Source organism: Tardiphaga sp. (assembly GCF_028290495.1).
GTDB lineage: Bacteria > Pseudomonadota > Alphaproteobacteria > Rhizobiales > Xanthobacteraceae > Tardiphaga.
On sequence record NZ_JAQGJT010000156.1, the window covers coordinates 12,842 to 27,901 of the forward strand.

Annotated in this window: 11 protein-coding genes; 4 read left to right on the forward strand and 7 right to left on the reverse strand. The window is 64.6% G+C overall.

Annotated features, from left to right (window positions below; genetic code table 11):
- Positions 1 to 213: 213 nt before the first annotated feature.
- Genes JWQ24_RS23205 through JWQ24_RS23215 form a run of 3 tightly spaced genes read right to left on the reverse strand, consistent with a single transcriptional unit; the run spans position 214 to position 4,675 of the window.
- Positions 214 to 945, reverse strand: a complete 732-nt coding sequence (locus JWQ24_RS23205) for a response regulator (protein ID WP_299813080.1) — start codon at positions 943 to 945, stop codon at positions 214 to 216.
- The gene (locus tag JWQ24_RS23210) at positions 942 to 2,693 is read right to left on the reverse strand and encodes a DUF3369 domain-containing protein (RefSeq protein ID WP_299813083.1); all 1,752 of its coding nucleotides are present in this window, start codon (positions 2,691 to 2,693) and stop codon (positions 942 to 944) included. Before JWQ24_RS23210 ends, JWQ24_RS23205 begins: the two co-directional genes overlap by 4 nt.
- Positions 2,663 to 4,675 (reverse strand): ATP-binding protein, encoded by a 2,013-nt coding sequence (locus JWQ24_RS23215; RefSeq protein ID WP_299813086.1) that lies wholly within the window; start codon positions 4,673 to 4,675, stop codon positions 2,663 to 2,665. The genes JWQ24_RS23210 and JWQ24_RS23215 overlap by 31 nt, the downstream gene beginning before the upstream one ends.
- 314 nt (positions 4,676 to 4,989) lie before the next feature.
- On the opposite strand from JWQ24_RS23215, the gene ugpB reads away from it, so the two are divergent.
- Entirely contained in the window at positions 4,990 to 6,312 is a 1,323-nt protein-coding gene (ugpB, locus tag JWQ24_RS23220) for a sn-glycerol-3-phosphate ABC transporter substrate-binding protein UgpB (RefSeq protein ID WP_299813089.1), read from the forward strand.
- 51 nt (positions 6,313 to 6,363) lie between these two features.
- Here the strand turns inward: ugpB and JWQ24_RS23225 are convergent, their stop codons facing one another.
- The 4 genes from JWQ24_RS23225 to JWQ24_RS23240 form a co-directional block, all read right to left on the reverse strand.
- Positions 6,364 to 7,209 carry an energy transducer TonB gene (locus tag JWQ24_RS23225; protein WP_299813092.1) on the reverse strand — a complete coding sequence of 282 codons (846 nt, stop codon included), beginning with the start codon at positions 7,207 to 7,209 and terminating at the stop codon, positions 6,364 to 6,366.
- Positions 7,206 to 7,649 carry a TonB system transport protein ExbD gene (exbD, locus tag JWQ24_RS23230; RefSeq protein ID WP_299813095.1) on the reverse strand — a complete coding sequence of 148 codons (444 nt, stop codon included), beginning with the start codon at positions 7,647 to 7,649 and terminating at the stop codon, positions 7,206 to 7,208. The genes JWQ24_RS23225 and exbD overlap by 4 nt, the downstream gene beginning before the upstream one ends.
- A 4-nt stretch (positions 7,650 to 7,653) precedes the next feature.
- Positions 7,654 to 8,448, reverse strand: a complete 795-nt coding sequence (gene exbB, locus JWQ24_RS23235; RefSeq protein WP_299813098.1) for a tonB-system energizer ExbB — start codon at positions 8,446 to 8,448, stop codon at positions 7,654 to 7,656.
- A gap of 128 nt (positions 8,449 to 8,576) precedes the next feature.
- The gene (locus tag JWQ24_RS23240; protein ID WP_299813101.1) at positions 8,577 to 10,646 is read right to left on the reverse strand and encodes a TonB-dependent receptor; all 2,070 of its coding nucleotides are present in this window, start codon (positions 10,644 to 10,646) and stop codon (positions 8,577 to 8,579) included.
- Between the two features lie 256 nt (positions 10,647 to 10,902).
- On the opposite strand from JWQ24_RS23240, the gene JWQ24_RS23245 reads away from it, so the two are divergent.
- From JWQ24_RS23245 to JWQ24_RS23255, 3 genes are all read left to right on the forward strand, one after another.
- Positions 10,903 to 12,384: an MFS transporter gene (locus JWQ24_RS23245; RefSeq protein WP_299813104.1), complete on the forward strand. Its 1,482-nt coding sequence runs from the start codon at positions 10,903 to 10,905 to the stop codon at positions 12,382 to 12,384.
- Positions 12,385 to 12,387: 3 nt separating this feature from the next.
- On the forward strand, positions 12,388 to 13,206 hold the full coding sequence (gene otsB / locus JWQ24_RS23250) for a trehalose-phosphatase (protein WP_299813113.1): 819 nt from the start codon (positions 12,388 to 12,390) through the stop codon (positions 13,204 to 13,206).
- 158 nt (positions 13,207 to 13,364) lie between these two features.
- Entirely contained in the window at positions 13,365 to 14,837 is a 1,473-nt protein-coding gene (locus JWQ24_RS23255) for a trehalose-6-phosphate synthase (protein ID WP_299813116.1), read from the forward strand.
- Positions 14,838 to 15,060: the final 223 nt, after the last annotated feature.

Consider the following 15,060-nt stretch of genomic DNA (forward strand, 5'->3'; position numbering starts at 1 on the left):
CAGCACGTCTGCGCGACAAGCGGAAAATGGTTTCATGCCACCGGGGAATTGTGTCGTCGCACACCCCGCGACGAAACATTCAGGCATGAAATGTCAGCAATTTGAATGGCTTGATTACGCGATAACCGCCGTTTATGGCGGCCTTCCGTAGATCGGTATTTGCTCGTCGGGCTGCAACCAAATCGAGGTTGACGTTTCGCGCCCCGATGAGGCTCAGGCCTTGTCGCCGGCCGGCGAGAACAGGTAGCCGCCGCCGCGGATGGTGCGGATTACCGCGGGCCGCGTCGGATCCGGCTCGATCTTGCGGCGAATCCGCATGATGCGGAGATCAACCGCGCGGTCGAAAGCCTCGGCGTCGCGCGCATTGGCCAGTTCGAGCAGCCGCTCCCGCGACAACACCCGCTTCGGGTTGGCAGCAAATACCTTGAGCAGGCCGAATTCCGACGCCGTCAGCGGATGTTCGTTGCCCTCGTCGTCGCGCAGCGCCTGCGCTTCCAGATCGAGCCATTTGGTGCCGAACCGCACCAGATGGTCGCGGGTGGATTTCGCCGGGGCTTCGGCGGCTGCAGCTTTCGGCACGCTCCGCCGCAACACGGAACGGATTCGCGCCATCAGCTCGCGCAGCTCGCACGGCTTGGCGATGTAGTCGTCAGCGCCGATCTCCAGGCCGACGACGCGGTCGATCGGGCTGGCGGTCGCGGTCAGCATGATCACCGGTACGTTGATGCGGCCCTTGAGGTCGCGGATGATCGACAGCCCGTCTTCCTCGGGCATGTTGAGATCGAGCACCACGAGGTCCGGCAGCTTGGTCTCGATCTCCGCGCGCAGGCTCGTGCCGCCGTCGCACAAGGTCACGGCGAAGCCGTGCATCTTGAGATAATCGCCGACCATTTCGCGGGCGGGCGCTTCGTCGTCGACGATGATGATGTGCGGGCTCTGGCTCATGTCACGCTTTCGGTTGTGGGCAGCGTGATGGTGAAGGTGGCGCCCTGCCCGGGGCCGGGGCTTTCGGCGGTAACCTCGCCGCCATGCATGTCGACGATGCGCTTGACGATGGAAAGGCCGAGGCCGGTGGAGCTTTCGCCGCCGGTCGGCTTGGCGGACAGCCGCTGGAAGCGGCCGAACAGCCGGTCGAGGTCTTCAGGCATCAGGCCCGCGCCTTCGTCACTGACGCTGATATTGATATCGATGCCGTCGCAGCTCACCGCCATCGTGATGCCGCCGCCGATCGGGCTGTACTTGATGGCATTGCTGACCAGGTTGTCGATGGCCTCGCGCATCCGGTCGGCGTCGCATGAAATGAATTCGCGATGCTCCGGGACCGCCACCGTGATCGCCTGCTGCTTGTTGACGGCGGAGGGCTTGTTGGCCTCGGCAACATCCGCGACCAGCGCGGAGATGTCGACAGGCTCGCGGCGGATGGTGATGTCGAAGGCATCCGCCATCGCGTCGTTGATCAAATGATCGACCATCGCAGTCAGCCGCTTGGTGGCGTCGCGGATGTGATCGACTTGAGCCGCGATATTCTCTTTCGGCGATCCCGCCCCGATCAGTTCGGTCAGCATCTCGGTCCGTCCCAGGATGACGCCGAGCGGGTTCTTCAGGTCGTGTGCGACGGTGCCGAGAATCTCGTTCTTGAAGCCGTTGGCGCGCTGCAGCCGCAGCCACTGCGCCGACAGACGGCGGTTGGCCTGCATCAAAGCGCGGGTGCGCTGCGCGACGCGGTCTTCGAGCTGGCTGTTGGCCTCGTGCAGTTGCTGGTACAAAATTACATTATCGAAAGCGATCGACAGCCGGCTGCCGAAGATCTCGACCAGCGCGCGGTCGGTCTCGGACAATTGCCGCTCGGCCTGCAGCAGCACCACCACCTCGCGGCCACTGCCGGTGCGGATGTACAGCACCGTGCGCTGGTCGGCGAAGTCGTGCTTGCGGCGGCGGAAAGCGTCTTCGACCATCAGCCGCAGATCCGGATCGAGCGATTGCGGCGTCGGGCAACCGATAAAGCGGCTGTAGCAGCCCGATCCCGCCAGCACCGCGAAATCGTCGCCGACCACGCCGCTGTCGCGCAGCACAAGTATTCCAGCGCAATCGACATTGAGCAACGACGCGATCTGCGTCAGTACGCCTTCGGCAAGCCGCTGCATCGACTTGAAGTCATACAACGTGGACGCCGCGTCGATAATGATCTCCAGCCCGCGACGCGTCTGCACCATCCGCTCAAGCTGCTGGTAGCTGCGCAAGGCCGCGGTCAGCGAGGTGAACAGCTTGTCGGCGGTGAGTTCGGTCTTGGCCTTGTAGTCGTTGATGTCGTAGTCAACGATCACGCGGCGCTCCGGCGCCTGGCCGGGCTGGCCGGTGCGCAGGATGATGCGAACGGTCTCGTTGTGCAGTTCGTTGCGGATGAACTCGACGAGATCGAGGCCGGCGGCGTCGGTTTCCATGATGACGTCGAGCAGCACCGCGGCGATATCCGGGTTGTCGCGCATCAGGGTCTCGCCTTCGGCCGCGGAATAGGCCGACAGGATCTCCAGCGACTGGCCGTTCAGCGAGTAGTCGCTGAGCGCAAAGCGCGTGCCTTCGTGGACCGCGTGATCGTCGTCGATCACCGCGATCTTCCATTTGCGCGCGGTGGATTCCACCGGCACTTCGCCGGCGTCTTCGATCAGATAGAGGACATCGTCCTGCTCGGCCATGGCGTGGTCCCGTCGGTTGTTCCCGCGGCGGTGGTAGCTCGCGGCATGATAATGCGAAAAGTAGTGCCTTGTCCCAGTCTTGACTCCAGCATCATCCGGCCTCCCAGTTGCTGGGTTACCAGATTGTAGACGATGTGCAGTCCAAGGCCGGTGCCGCCTTCGTTGCGGCGCGTCGTAAAGAACGGGTCGAACGCCTGGCGCTGCACGTCGGGCGTCATGCCGGCGCCATTGTCGGCGAAGCTGATCTCGATATCGTCGCCGCGCAACCGGGCGGTCAGCGTGATCGCGCCGGGGCGGCCGTCGGGGAAGGCGTGGTTGGCGGCGTTCAGGAACAGGTTGGTCAGGATCTGGCCGTAGGAGCCGGGATAGCCGTCAATCATCAGCCCATCCGGTACGTCCACCGTCAGCGTGATCGGCGACTTCTTCAGCACCGGGCGCAGGCTGGCGATGATCTGGTCGGTGGCTTCGGAGAGGCTGAACTGGCGCCGTTCGGCATGTGATCGATCCACCGCCACCTGTTTGAACGACTGGATCAATTCGGCGGCGCGCTGCAGGTTTGAGACCAGTTGCTGCGCTGCATCCTGCGATGTCCTCACGAATTCTTCGAGTTGCGAGCGGCGCAGCGGCGTGTTGCCGCGCAACTCGGCCTCGAACATTTCGGAGCGTCGGGCGAAGGAAGACGCCACCGTCAGGCTGATACCGATCGGATTGTTGACCTCATGCGCCACGCCGGCGACCAGCCCGCCCAATGCCGCCAGTCGTTCGGCGTCGATCAAATTCTGCTGCGCGGCATATAGTTCGAGCAGCGCGCTCTCGGCCTTTTCCTTCGACGCTCGCAATTCCCCTTCGGCATCGCGCCGGGCGATGGCGTTCTGCCGGAAGACCTCGACGGACCTGGCCATCGCGCCGACTTCGTCGCGGGCGCCGGTGCCCAGCACCTGGCGGTCGAGGTGGCCGGAGGTGATGGCCCGCATCGAGCCCATGATCTGCTGCAGCGGCAGCCGGATGCTGAGCGCAATGACGATGCCGGCGATGATGATGACGAACAGGAAGAAGGTGGCGATCAGCAGCACATTGCGGGAAATACTCGCCAGCGTATGGTCGAAGGTCGTCTGCGCCTTCTGCTCGCGCTGCCGCATCAGGACCGACAGGCCGTCGATCGCAGCGATCGTATCGGCCTGGCTGGCGTCGATCGAGTTGCGCAGCAGGTCGGTGCGGCTGGTGAGTTGTTCGGAGAGTTTCCCTAGCCCCTCGCGCAGCGCGACCGCACGGTCCTTCAGCCGCTGCAAGGCGATCTTCTGCAGGTCGTTGTCGGCCTGCTCGGTCATCACCGGGATGGTGCGCTCGATCGTCTCGGTGTTGCGGCGGGCATCTTCGGCGGCGGCCGAGGCCAGCGACAGATAATAGGCATTGGCCGCCACCAACATCGCGGTGAAGGCCTCGCGGGATTTGCCGAATGTCGGCCAGATCAGCGCGTCGCGCTGGCCGGTGGCGCCCTCGATGATCGAATACAGCCCGGCCATGTCCTTGGCGGGCGCCAACACCTGCTCCTCATAGGTCCGGGCGATGGTGGTCTGTAGGCTGCGCAATTCGCCGAATCCACTGAGAAAGCGCTCGGTAACGCGCTCCAGTTCCGCGACCGAGCCCGACAGCATCGGGTCGGTCGAGGCGCGGCTGCTCAGGGTGCCCAGCACCGCCTCGCGCAGCAGCAGGATTTCGGCGAACAGTTCGGGGCTTGGCTGGTTGATGTAGCGGTGGATCAGGTTTTGCAGCCGGCTGGTCTCGCTCTCCAGCAGCGCCAGGATCTGGTCGGACTGCCGGACCTGACGGACATCATCCCAGGCCGAGGACAGAACCTGCGAGCCGCTCCAGATCAGCCCGGCCAGCACCAGCACCACGGCAGAATTCAGCGAGGCGATCGACAGGATGCGCCAGCGGATCGGAATCGCGCGCACAAGCCCGATGAGGCCGGTCCGGCCCATGGCCCCCAGCCCCCTTTGCCGCTGCGAAACTCCACTGTCCTTGGTCGTCACCACGGGTATGTCACGCGACCTTGCAAAAGGTTCAAACGGGGCAGGCAGGGGACCGGCTGTGTGGCCGCTCCCCGATGCGGCAAGGATTTGCCGGGCGGCGGGCCGCGTCAAGCGGGCAGAACGGCCGGATCATGAACTATTAAGTTACACCGGCCGACTGAACTATAGTTTCACTCCGAAAAAACTCCCCCTACAATCAAGACCGCTAACGCCGTCCGGCCGCAGCGCGGTTGTGTGCGGAACAGGTCAGAAGCAGGCAGGCGATGTTCAAGTCGATGGTTCGAATTCCGGCACTGGTCGCGCTGGTGGCCGCATGGGTCGCGCCCGCACAGGCGGCCGTTGAAATCCAGTGGTGGCACGCAATGTCCGGCCAGCTCGGCCGGCAGCTGGAAAAGCTCGCGACTGATTTCAACGCCACCCAGACCGGCTACCGCGTCGTCCCGGTCTACAAGGGCAACTATACCGAGACAGTCAATGCGGCGATCTTCGCCTTCCGTTCGCGCAGCCAGCCGGCCATCGTCCAGGTCAACGAGGTCGCCACCGCCACGATGATGGCGGCGAAGGGCGCGATCTATCCCGTGCACGAGCTGATGCGCGACCAGGCGGAGGCGTTTTCGCCGGCCGCCTACCTGCCGGCGGTCACCAGCTACTATACCGACATGGCCGGCAACATGCTGTCGTTCCCCTTCAATGCCTCGACGCCGATCCTGTACTACAACAAGGACCTGTTCCGCGCCGCCGGGCTCGATTCCGAGACGCCGCCGCGCACATGGTCCGAACTGGGTGGAGCCGCCAAGCGCCTGCGCGCAGCGGGTGCGGCGTGCGGCTTCACCACGTCGTGGCCGTCCTGGATCAACGTCGAGAATTTTTCGGCGTTTCACGATCTGCCGGTCGCGACCCGGGGCAACGGTATGGCCGGGCTGGATGCGGTGCTGACCTTCAACAATGCCGCGATGGTCCGCCACATCGCGCAACTCGCGCAATGGCAGAAGACCAAGGTGTTCGATTATAGCGGTCGCTCGACCTTGGCGGAGCCGCGCTTCCAGAACGGCGAATGCGGCATCTTCATCGGCTCGTCCGGCACCCGTGCCGACATTCTGGCCAATGCGAAGTTCGAGGTCGGCTACGGCATGCTGCCGTACTGGCCGGATATCGCGGCAGCCCCGCAGAACTCGATCATCGGCGGCGCGACGTTGTGGGTGCTGCGCGACCGGCCGCGCGAGGAATACAAGGGCGCCGCCAAGTTTTTCGCGTTTCTGTCGCAGCCGGACGTTCAGGCCGCCTGGCACCAGAACACCGGCTACCTGCCGATCACCCGCGCAGCCTTCGACCTGACGCGCGCGCAGGGCTTCTACGACAGCCATCCGGGCACCGCGAAATCGATCGAGCAGATGACCTTGAAGCTGCCGACGGAAAATTCCCGCGGCTTGAGGCTAGGCTCCTTCACCTTGATCCGCGACGTGATCGAGGACGAACTCGAACAGGCCTTCAGCGGCCGCAAGTCCGCCCAGGCCGCGCTCGACGCCGCCGTCGAGCGCGGCAACAAACTGCTGCGGCAGTTCGAGCGGGCGAATCCGGATCAGTAGGGATGGATGCGAATCTGGCTGTGACGCGAAGCTGCCGATAGCTTCGCTCTCCTACCGAATCGAGAACCGCACCGGCACCGTGAAGCTCAAGGAGGCCTGCGTCATTTCCGGCGGGAAGGCCGGCAGTGGCTGGGCGCGGCGGATCATGGCCATCGTCTCGGCGTCGAGCTCCGGCACCCCGGAGGAGCCGGCGAGCCGGCTGCCCAGCACCTGGCCGCTGCGGCTGACGGTAAAGTTCAGCATTGCCACGCCTTGCTTGCCGGCGGATTTGGCCTCGCTCGGATACTGCTTGTAGCGCTGCAGATGCGCGGCAAGCCGGTCGCGATAGGACGGCAGCGCAGCTGCGGCGGCAGCAGCACCGGCAGACGCGGCAGAGGCCGCGGCGGCCTGACGGTCGGCGCGCGGCGGCGCGGTCGTGCGCGGCGCTGGCGGCTTTTCGCTGGGCTTCTTCTTGACCTCGGCGGGCACCGGCTTCGGCTTGACCTCGGGCTTCGGCGGCTCGGGCGTCACCTTGGCGGGCTCCGGCGGCGGCGGGGTCGGCTCGATCTTCTGTTCGGGCGGCGCCTCGACGGCCGGCTTTTCCACCGGCGGCGTCGGGGCCACCTGTTCCTCGATCTTCTGCGGCTGCACCGGCTCCGGCGGCGGTTCGGCCGGCGCCTCGGCCTGCTGCATTTCCGGGCCGGGCGCGAGATCTTGCTCCTGGATTTGTGGCGCGGCCGATGCCGGCGCCATGTCCACCATGATCGCGGGCATTTCGGCGCCAGCCTTCGCCTGCTCGCGATACCAGGCGATACCGCCGGCGATCAATCCGACATGGATGGCGACGATGACCACTGCCGAGCCGACCCAGCGCAGGGTGGTGCGGCCGGTCGGGGCATGCAGCGCGAATTCATTCATGGCGTGTTGGTGCGTCCGTCGAGGCCGACCAGCGCGACCTTGAGATAGCCGGCGTTGCGCAGCAGGTTCATGACCTCCATCAGGTCGCCGTAGCTGACGGCCTTGTCGGCCCGCAGGAAGATGCGCTCGTCCTTGTTGTTCTTGGTTGCGCCATCCAGCGCGCCGCCCAGCGTGTCGCGCGGAATGATGTCTTCGCCGATGCCGATCGTGAGGTCGGGCTTCAAGGTGACAAAGACCGGCTTCTCCGGACGCGGTGACGGCTCGATAGCGCTGGCCGGCAGGTCCACGCCGAGATCGACGGTCGCCAGCGGCGCCGCCACCATGAAGATGATCAGCAACACCAGGATCACGTCGATGAACGGCGTGACGTTGATTTCGTGCTGCACGTCGAGGTCATCATCCCCGCCGCCGCGCGTGCGTCCACCCAGTCGCGCGCCCACCGGACTACTCCGCCGCCCGGGCGACCGGCACATTGCCGCGCCGGCCGTGGTCGCGGCTGATCAGCAGCATTACCTGTGCGGAAGCGTCGCCGAGCATAGCGCGATACGAGGTCACGCCGCGTACCAGCTGGTTGTAGATCACTACCGCGGGAATCGCCGCGACGAGGCCGAGCGCGGTGGCCAGCAGCGCTTCGGCGATGCCGGGCGCGACTACTGCGAGATTGGTGGTCTTGGCTTCGGAAATACCGATGAAAGCGTTCATGATGCCCCAAACGGTGCCGAACAGGCCGACGAACGGCGCGGTGGCGCCGATCGTGGCGACGACGCCGGTGCCGCGCGAAATCCGGCGCGACATTGCGAGTTCGACACGCTCCAGCCGCAGCGCAATGCGCTCCTTGAAACCGTCATCGAACACGCCGTGCGATAGCATGCCGTGCGACAGCGTCGTCTCGCGCACCGCGGAATGGATCAGCTGCGCCACCGCATCGGTCTTGCCAGCGCTGTCCTGTTCGACCGCGGCAAGCGTCGTATCGCTTTCCAGCAGCTTGAGGCGGCGCTTGGCGATGCTCCGTTCGCGCGCGAGTTCCAGCGTCTTGGCGAGCCACACGGTCCACGTCACCAGCGATGCGAAAGCCAAACCTACCATCACGGCCTTCACCACGATGTCGGCGCCCATGAACATGCCCCAGGGCGACAGGTTGTGCGGCAACGTCAGTTCGGTCGCCGCGGCCAGAGCTGCATTCGGCAACAGAGTGACAGCCGTCAGCGCAGTGACGAGATGGGTCGGGAGATGTTTCATAGAGGCTGCGTTCCGTCGGTCGAGGTGCGTAATGTCAGGGATGATGATGGCGAGATTACCGCGCCTGATGGGCGATGTCGCCACCGGGCGGCTGTGTGCAGTGCAGAATGGAGCTATTCCAACCATCGTCAGAATCGCAAATTGGTGAACAGCCGGACGCCGAGGCCGGGTTGCAGCACTTCCGCCTTCTTGAAGGAGATGTGGTTGCGAACCTGCTCGTCGAGCAGGTTGTCGCCGACGATGCCGAAGGTCATCTCGCGCAATCCGCCGTCGGTTCTGGTGAATGTGTGGGTATAGCTGACCTCGGCCTTCAGCAGATTGTAGCCGGCGGTCGAAGTCTCGTTGAGCGCGATGTCGTCCTGCGTAAAGGCGTGCAGCAGGCCTATTCGCGTCTGCCATTGCGCGCTGCGCCACCAGACGCCGCCGCCCACGCGCATCGGCGCAATGCGCGGTACACTGCTGCCGTCCGCGAAGGTCGCGCGCACCACGTCGAACTGGCCGTCGATGCCGAACATGCCGTCGCCGAGCGGGGCGATGTCGAGTTGCGCGGCGATCTCGGCGCCGCGGAAATTGGCGTCGCGCTGGCCGTAGGCGACCTGCAGCAATGGCCCCGCCGCGCCGCAACTGGCGAACACGTCGGTGCAGAAATTGCCGGTCAACTGCTTGTAGATGAAATCGAGATAGCGCGTGTAATAGAGGCTGGCCTCGAAACGTAGCTGACCGGTGGCGCGCTTCAATCCGACCTCGAGCGATTCAGCGGTCTCCAGCTTCAGGTTGGGATTGCCGATCACGAAGGTGCCGGATGCGCCGTCCGAGCCGCGTGAAAACAGTTCGGGCGCGGCCGGGGCGCGCTGGGCACGTTGCGCACTTAGTGACGCGACCATGTCCCACGGCAGCGATTGCAGCAGCCCCACGCTGAAACTCTTCGGCGCGAAGTCGCGCGTGGCTTCCGACTGCGAGAATATATCGGGCGGCGGCAGGAAGTTCGCCGGAAACACCGGCGCCAAGCCCGATACCGTAATCCCCTCGATGCGGCCGGCAGCCTGCAATTTAAGGGTTTCATGGAGCTGGATCTGCTCGAACGCGAAGCCGGCCACCGCGTCGGTATTGGTCGGCGCGAGCAATCCGCCGAGAGAGCCCTGGGTGCCGAGCTTGCGGTTGCTGGCTTGGATGCCCCAACTGCCGGTCAGCGCGCCCATGGGCGTGGCCACCGCGGCGTGGTCGATCTCGAAGCGGCCCTCGATCTCCTTGTTGGTGATGGTGTTGAGCACGCCGTCGGCGGCGAGGCCGAGTTCGTCGTGCTTGTAGTCGCTGACGCCGAACGAAAAGCGCACCGCGTCGATGCCTGCCACGGGCGCGCGCCACTCGCCCTTGCTGGTGACCTTGGTCTGTTCGAGGCTGATCCGCGAGTTCTGCCGGGCGTCGTTGATCCCCGGAATATGATAGGTGCTGGTAATGTGCTGGATCGCGGTGCCGATATAGCCGCCGTCGAAGATATACGAGCCGCCGATCGCCTGGCCGGCCGATATCAGGCTTGTATTGGCCTGCACGCCGCCGGGAATGCGGTAATCGCCGGCCGTGCGCCCATAGGCATCGACGTGGATGGCGACATGCTCGCCGCTGGCGTCCACGCTGGCCGCGCCATCCATGCCGCTGTCCACCGATGTGGTGCCGCCCTTGAGGCGCGCGCTGAAATGGTCGGGCACGAGATTTTGCGGGATCCGGTTGTTGGTGGCGTTGACCACGCCGCCAATCGCCTGGTTGCCATAGCGCAACGTCGCCGGCCCACGGATCAGTTCGACCTTGTCGGCCGACAGCGGGTCGATTGGCACCTGATGATCCTGGCTGAAATCCGAGGCGTCGTGCGTGCCGATGCCGTTTTCCTGCACGCGGACGCGGTAGTCGTCGAGGCCGCGGATGTTGGGTCGGCTGGCGCCTGGCGCAAAGGTCGAGGCGGCCACGCCGGGTTGGGTCGACAACAGATCGGCCAGCGACGCCGCCGTCGTTCGCTGCAGGTCGGCGCCACTCAGGCTGGTGGTGGACTGGAAGGCGTCGGTGGCGTTGCCGGCCTTCTCGCGGTCGGTCGCGACCACGATCTCCTGCAGCACTTCCTGGGCCTGCAGGTGGCCGCAGCAGGCGGCCGTCATCAAGGCGGCAGTGGCCGAGGCCAACGAGTTCCAGGACCTGAACAACCCCACGCGATACTCCCTCGTGCGAACGCTAATGCGAATTATTCGCAATAAGGGATTGGAACCCGGAGCTTGTCAAGCGGGATGCGTTGGGCAGGTCGCACACGCCCGGCGGGACGGACGCCTGCTCCGCGGCGGGAACCGATGGCTGGCCGGGGGATTAGCCTTGTTCATATTCGACGCGCCGAGCCGAAACGTTCGCCGCACTATCGTTCTGCCGCGCTCTCGCCACGGGGAGCATCGAGATGCTTCGGAGCAAAGCGGCATGACTCAATTGAGCAGCATCGACGAAGGCCGCGGGGCACAAGCCAAGGTGGCCAAAGGTCGGGTCATCGAAACCGATATCCCCGCGCGGCTTGATGCGCTGGTCTGGAGCGGTTTTCACACCCGCGTCGTGACGGCGCTCGGGATCACCTGGATTCTCGATGGCCTCGAAGTGACCCTGGCGGGTGCGCTGTCCGGCGCGCTGAAGGAAGATCCGTCGATGAGGTTCTCGAACTTCGACGTCGGACTTTCGAATTCGGCCTATCTCGCCGGCGCGGTGATCGGCGCGCTGGGATTCGGCTGGTTGACTGACCGCATAGGCCGCAAAAAATTGTTCTTCATCACGCTGGCGCTCTATCTCAGCGCCACCGCGGCCACCGCCTGCTCGTGGAATCTGGCGAGCTATGTGCTGTTTCGCTTTCTCACCGGCGCCGGCATCGGCGGCGAATACACCGCGATCAATTCGACGATCCAGGAACTGGTGCCGGCGAAGTATCGCGGCTGGACCGATCTGGTGATCAACGGCAGCTTCTGGCTCGGTGCTGCGCTCGGCGCGGTCTGTGCCATCGTGCTGCTCGACCCCGCGGTGGTGTCGCAAGCCTATGGCTGGCGGCTGGCCTATTTCACCGGCGCACTGCTTGGTCTCGTCGTGATCTTCATGCGGCTGTGGATTCCCGAAAGCCCGCGCTGGCTGATGATCCACGGCCAGCCGGAGCGCGCGCAGAAGATTGTCGCGGAGATCGAGACCTCGGCGCATCAGAGGGCCGTTCCATCCGCCTTGAAGCTGTTGCCGAAGATAAAATTGACAATGCGCGACCACACGCCGCTGCGCGAAGTAGCAACGACGCTGTTCGTGCTGTACCGGCAGCGCTCGCTGGTCGGTCTGGCGCTGATGGTGGCGCAGGCATTTTTCTACAACGCGATCTTCTTCACCTATGCGCTGGTGCTGACGGATTTCTTCGGCATCGCCTCCAATCAGGTCGGCTGGTACATTCTGCCTTTCGCCGCGGGCAATTTCCTCGGCCCGCTGCTGCTCGGCCGGCTGTTCGATACGCTGGGTCGCCGGCTGATGATCGCGATCACCTATGGCGTCTCCGGCGTGCTGCTGGCGATCTCCGGCTATCTGTTCTCGATCGACGTGTTCAGTGCGCAGACCCAGACCATCGCCTGGATGGTGATCTTCTTCTTCGCCTCGCCGGCGGCGAGTGCAGCCTACCTCACGGTCAGCGAGACCTTCCCGATCGAGGTTCGCGCGTTGGCGATTGCGGTGTTCTATGCGATCGGCACCGCGATCGGCGGCGTAGCGGGTCCCGCATTGTTCGGCGTGCTGATCGACACCGGTTCGCGGCAGAGCGTGTTCGCCGGTTACCTTCTCGGCGCCTTCCTGATGATCGCCGCGGCAGCGATCGGGTGGCGCTACGCCATTGCGGCGGAACGCCAGCCGCTTGAATCCGTTGCCCGGCCATTGGCCGTTGTGGAGTAGAAGATGACGATGACCGACGATCCCACCAAAGCCACCACAGACAACACCCGCGTGCCGGACCCGATTCACGCGCCGGGCGCGGTGATGCCGCCGCTCGGCGAATGTGCGCTGCTGCTCGACATCGACGGCACGCTGCTCGACATGGCGCCGACGCCGCGCGAAGTCTGGGTGCCGCCGGAACTGGCAACCGCGCTCGGCCGCTTGTTGCAACTCACCAACGGCGCGCTGGCGCTGGTGTCGGGCCGTTCGCTCAACGACATCGATCTGATTTTCGCGCCGATGCAGTTTCCCGCCGTCGGCGGCCACGGCGCAGAGATGCGCCTCACGCCGGAAAATGAATCGGTTGCCGCGCACGCGCCGCCGCTCGACAAGGAACTGAAGCGCCGGCTCGCTGCGATCGCCAAGCTCAGTCCCGGCATTCTTCTTGAGGACAAGGGCTATTCACTGGCGCTGCACTATCGCCTTGCTCCGCATGCCGAGCAGGCGATCTACGATGCAGTGTCCGCGATTCGCGCCGACCTGCCGAACGCGCCGATCGAGGTGCTGCCCGGCAAGTTCGTTTGCGAGATCAAGCATTCCGGCTTCACCAAGGCGACCGGCGTGATCGAATTGATGACGCACGCGCCGTTCACGGGGCGCCGTCCGGTGTTTATCGGCGATGACGTCACCGATGAGACCGTGTTTGCGATCATGCCGGGCATGAACGGTCTCGCTTTCTCGGTCGGCCGTCACGCGCAAGGCGTCGCGGGTCATTTCGGCGAGCCGAACGATGTGCGTGCCTGGCTGTCGCAACTGGTGAAGAATTCGAAATCCATCGGTTGACGCAGTGATTCGCGGCCTTCGTGATGGAACTGTTGCTGACAACAGGTTCCATCACGCTCCGCCCAAGTTTGGTTTCAATTAGGTCGAATGGTGGTCTGGAACCATAATGATGAACAGTCGTTTATAATCGACTGAAAATTTTTGGAGGGGACCCCAAAGTGAACCTCGTCGTCGTTTCAAACCGCGTTTCACGCGCATCGGCCAACGAGCCGATGACAGGGGGATTGGCAGCCGCGCTGCTGCCGGTGGTTGAAAAATCCGGTGCCATTTGGGTGGGATCGAGCGGGCGTGTGCGCGACGGCGCGCAGAAGGAACCGTTCGCCGAGATTGAGACGCTGGGCGCGGGCGCGCTTGCGATGCTCGACCTGCCGGCCGCGCATTATGCCGGCTATTACGAAGGCTTTGCCAATTCGGCGCTGTGGCCCGCTTTGCATTCGCGCTCCGATCTGATCCGTTCCTCGCACGAGGATTACAAATCCTATCGTGAAGTGAACTCGTTCATGGCGCGGGCGCTATTGCGCTTCCGCAAGCCGGATACCGTGTTCTGGATCCAGGATTATCACTTCCTCGCGCTTGGCGCAGAATTGCGCGACCTCGGCGTGACGCATCCGATCGGCTTCTTCCTGCATACGCCGTGGCCGACACGCGCGATTTTTGGCGGCGTGCCGAATCATCGCGAGCTGGTCGAGGCGATGCTGGCCTATGACCTGATCGGCTTCCAGACCGATGATGACCGCAACAATTTCCTTTCCTATGTCGAAAACGATCTCGGCCTCGACATTGCCGGCGGCGTCGTCGCCTCCAGGTTTGGCATGTCGCGCTGCGCCGTGTTCCCGATCGGCATCGATCCCGCGAGGTTCGCCGCGCACGCCGCGAAAGCAGCGTCGCATCCCGACGTGTCACGGCTGCGCCGCAGCCTGAACGGCGAGAAGCTGGCGATCGGCGTAGATCGCGTCGATTATTCCAAGGGCCTGGTCAATCGCCTCACGGCGTTCGACCGCATGCTGACCCTGCAGCCGCAACTGAAGCGAACGGTTTCGCTGCTGCAGATCGCGACCCTGTCGCGCGGCACCATCGAGGCCTATGGCGATCTGCAGAACCAGCTCGCCAAACTCGTCTCCGACATCAACGGCCGCCACGGCGAGGTCGACTGGACGCCGATCCGCTACCTCAACAAGGGCTTCAGCCAGACCGTGCTTGCCGGCCTCTACCGCACGGCGCATGTCGGCCTGGTCACGCCGCTGAATGACGGCATGAACCTGGTCGCGAAGGAATATGTCGCCGCACAGAACCCGGTCGATCCCGGCGTGCTCGTGCTGTCGAAATTTGCCGGCGCTGCCAATGAGCTCGATGCCGCGCTGCTGGTCAATCCGCACGACATCGACGGCATGGCCCGCACCATCGCCACCGCTTTCTCGATGCCGCTCCCGGAGCGGCGGATGCGCTGGGAGGCGATGATGGCCAGACTGCGCGCCGGCACGATCCAGGACTGGTTCTCGGATTTCGTCGAGGCCCTGCAGGACGCTCACGCCGCTGGGGCCAAAGCCACCGGCGATCACCCCCCGGAAGATCCGCCGATGGTGTGGCCCACCCGGTCGTTCAGCGCGATTGTCGGCAACCGGTTCCATTAGGGGAGCTCGGGGCGAGCGCCCGGGCTGCCGCCATGCCGCCGCGGGCATAGCATGCGGCGTTTGCGGACTTGCGCGAGCGCGAACCCGTGCGAGCCCGATCAGAACCGGTTTTTAGCCCCGACAAGGCTCCGGGGGCGCCAAATCCGCCCGTTTTGCCAATGCGTTGCGAAAAACTCGGCTGCACGGCCCGCGGTCCCTTGCAAATCAGCTCCCGGCCCGTCAT

Excerpts from the sequence above, each read along its gene's own strand:
- otsB (WP_299813113.1), top strand. The coding sequence starts at position 12,388 with ATGACGATGACCGACGATCCCACCAAAGCCACCACAGACAACACCCGC.
- JWQ24_RS23225 (WP_299813092.1), bottom strand. The coding sequence starts at position 7,209 with ATGAATGAATTCGCGCTGCATGCCCCGACCGGCCGCACCACCCTGCGC.
- exbB (WP_299813098.1), bottom strand. The coding sequence starts at position 8,448 with ATGAAACATCTCCCGACCCATCTCGTCACTGCGCTGACGGCTGTCACT.
- JWQ24_RS23245 (WP_299813104.1), top strand. The coding sequence starts at position 10,903 with ATGACTCAATTGAGCAGCATCGACGAAGGCCGCGGGGCACAAGCCAAG.
- JWQ24_RS23215 (WP_299813086.1), bottom strand. The coding sequence starts at position 4,675 with ATGGGCCGGACCGGCCTCATCGGGCTTGTGCGCGCGATTCCGATCCGC.
- ugpB (WP_299813089.1), top strand. The coding sequence starts at position 4,990 with ATGTTCAAGTCGATGGTTCGAATTCCGGCACTGGTCGCGCTGGTGGCC.
- JWQ24_RS23210 (WP_299813083.1), bottom strand. The coding sequence starts at position 2,693 with ATGGCCGAGCAGGACGATGTCCTCTATCTGATCGAAGACGCCGGCGAA.
- JWQ24_RS23205 (WP_299813080.1), bottom strand. The coding sequence starts at position 945 with ATGAGCCAGAGCCCGCACATCATCATCGTCGACGACGAAGCGCCCGCC.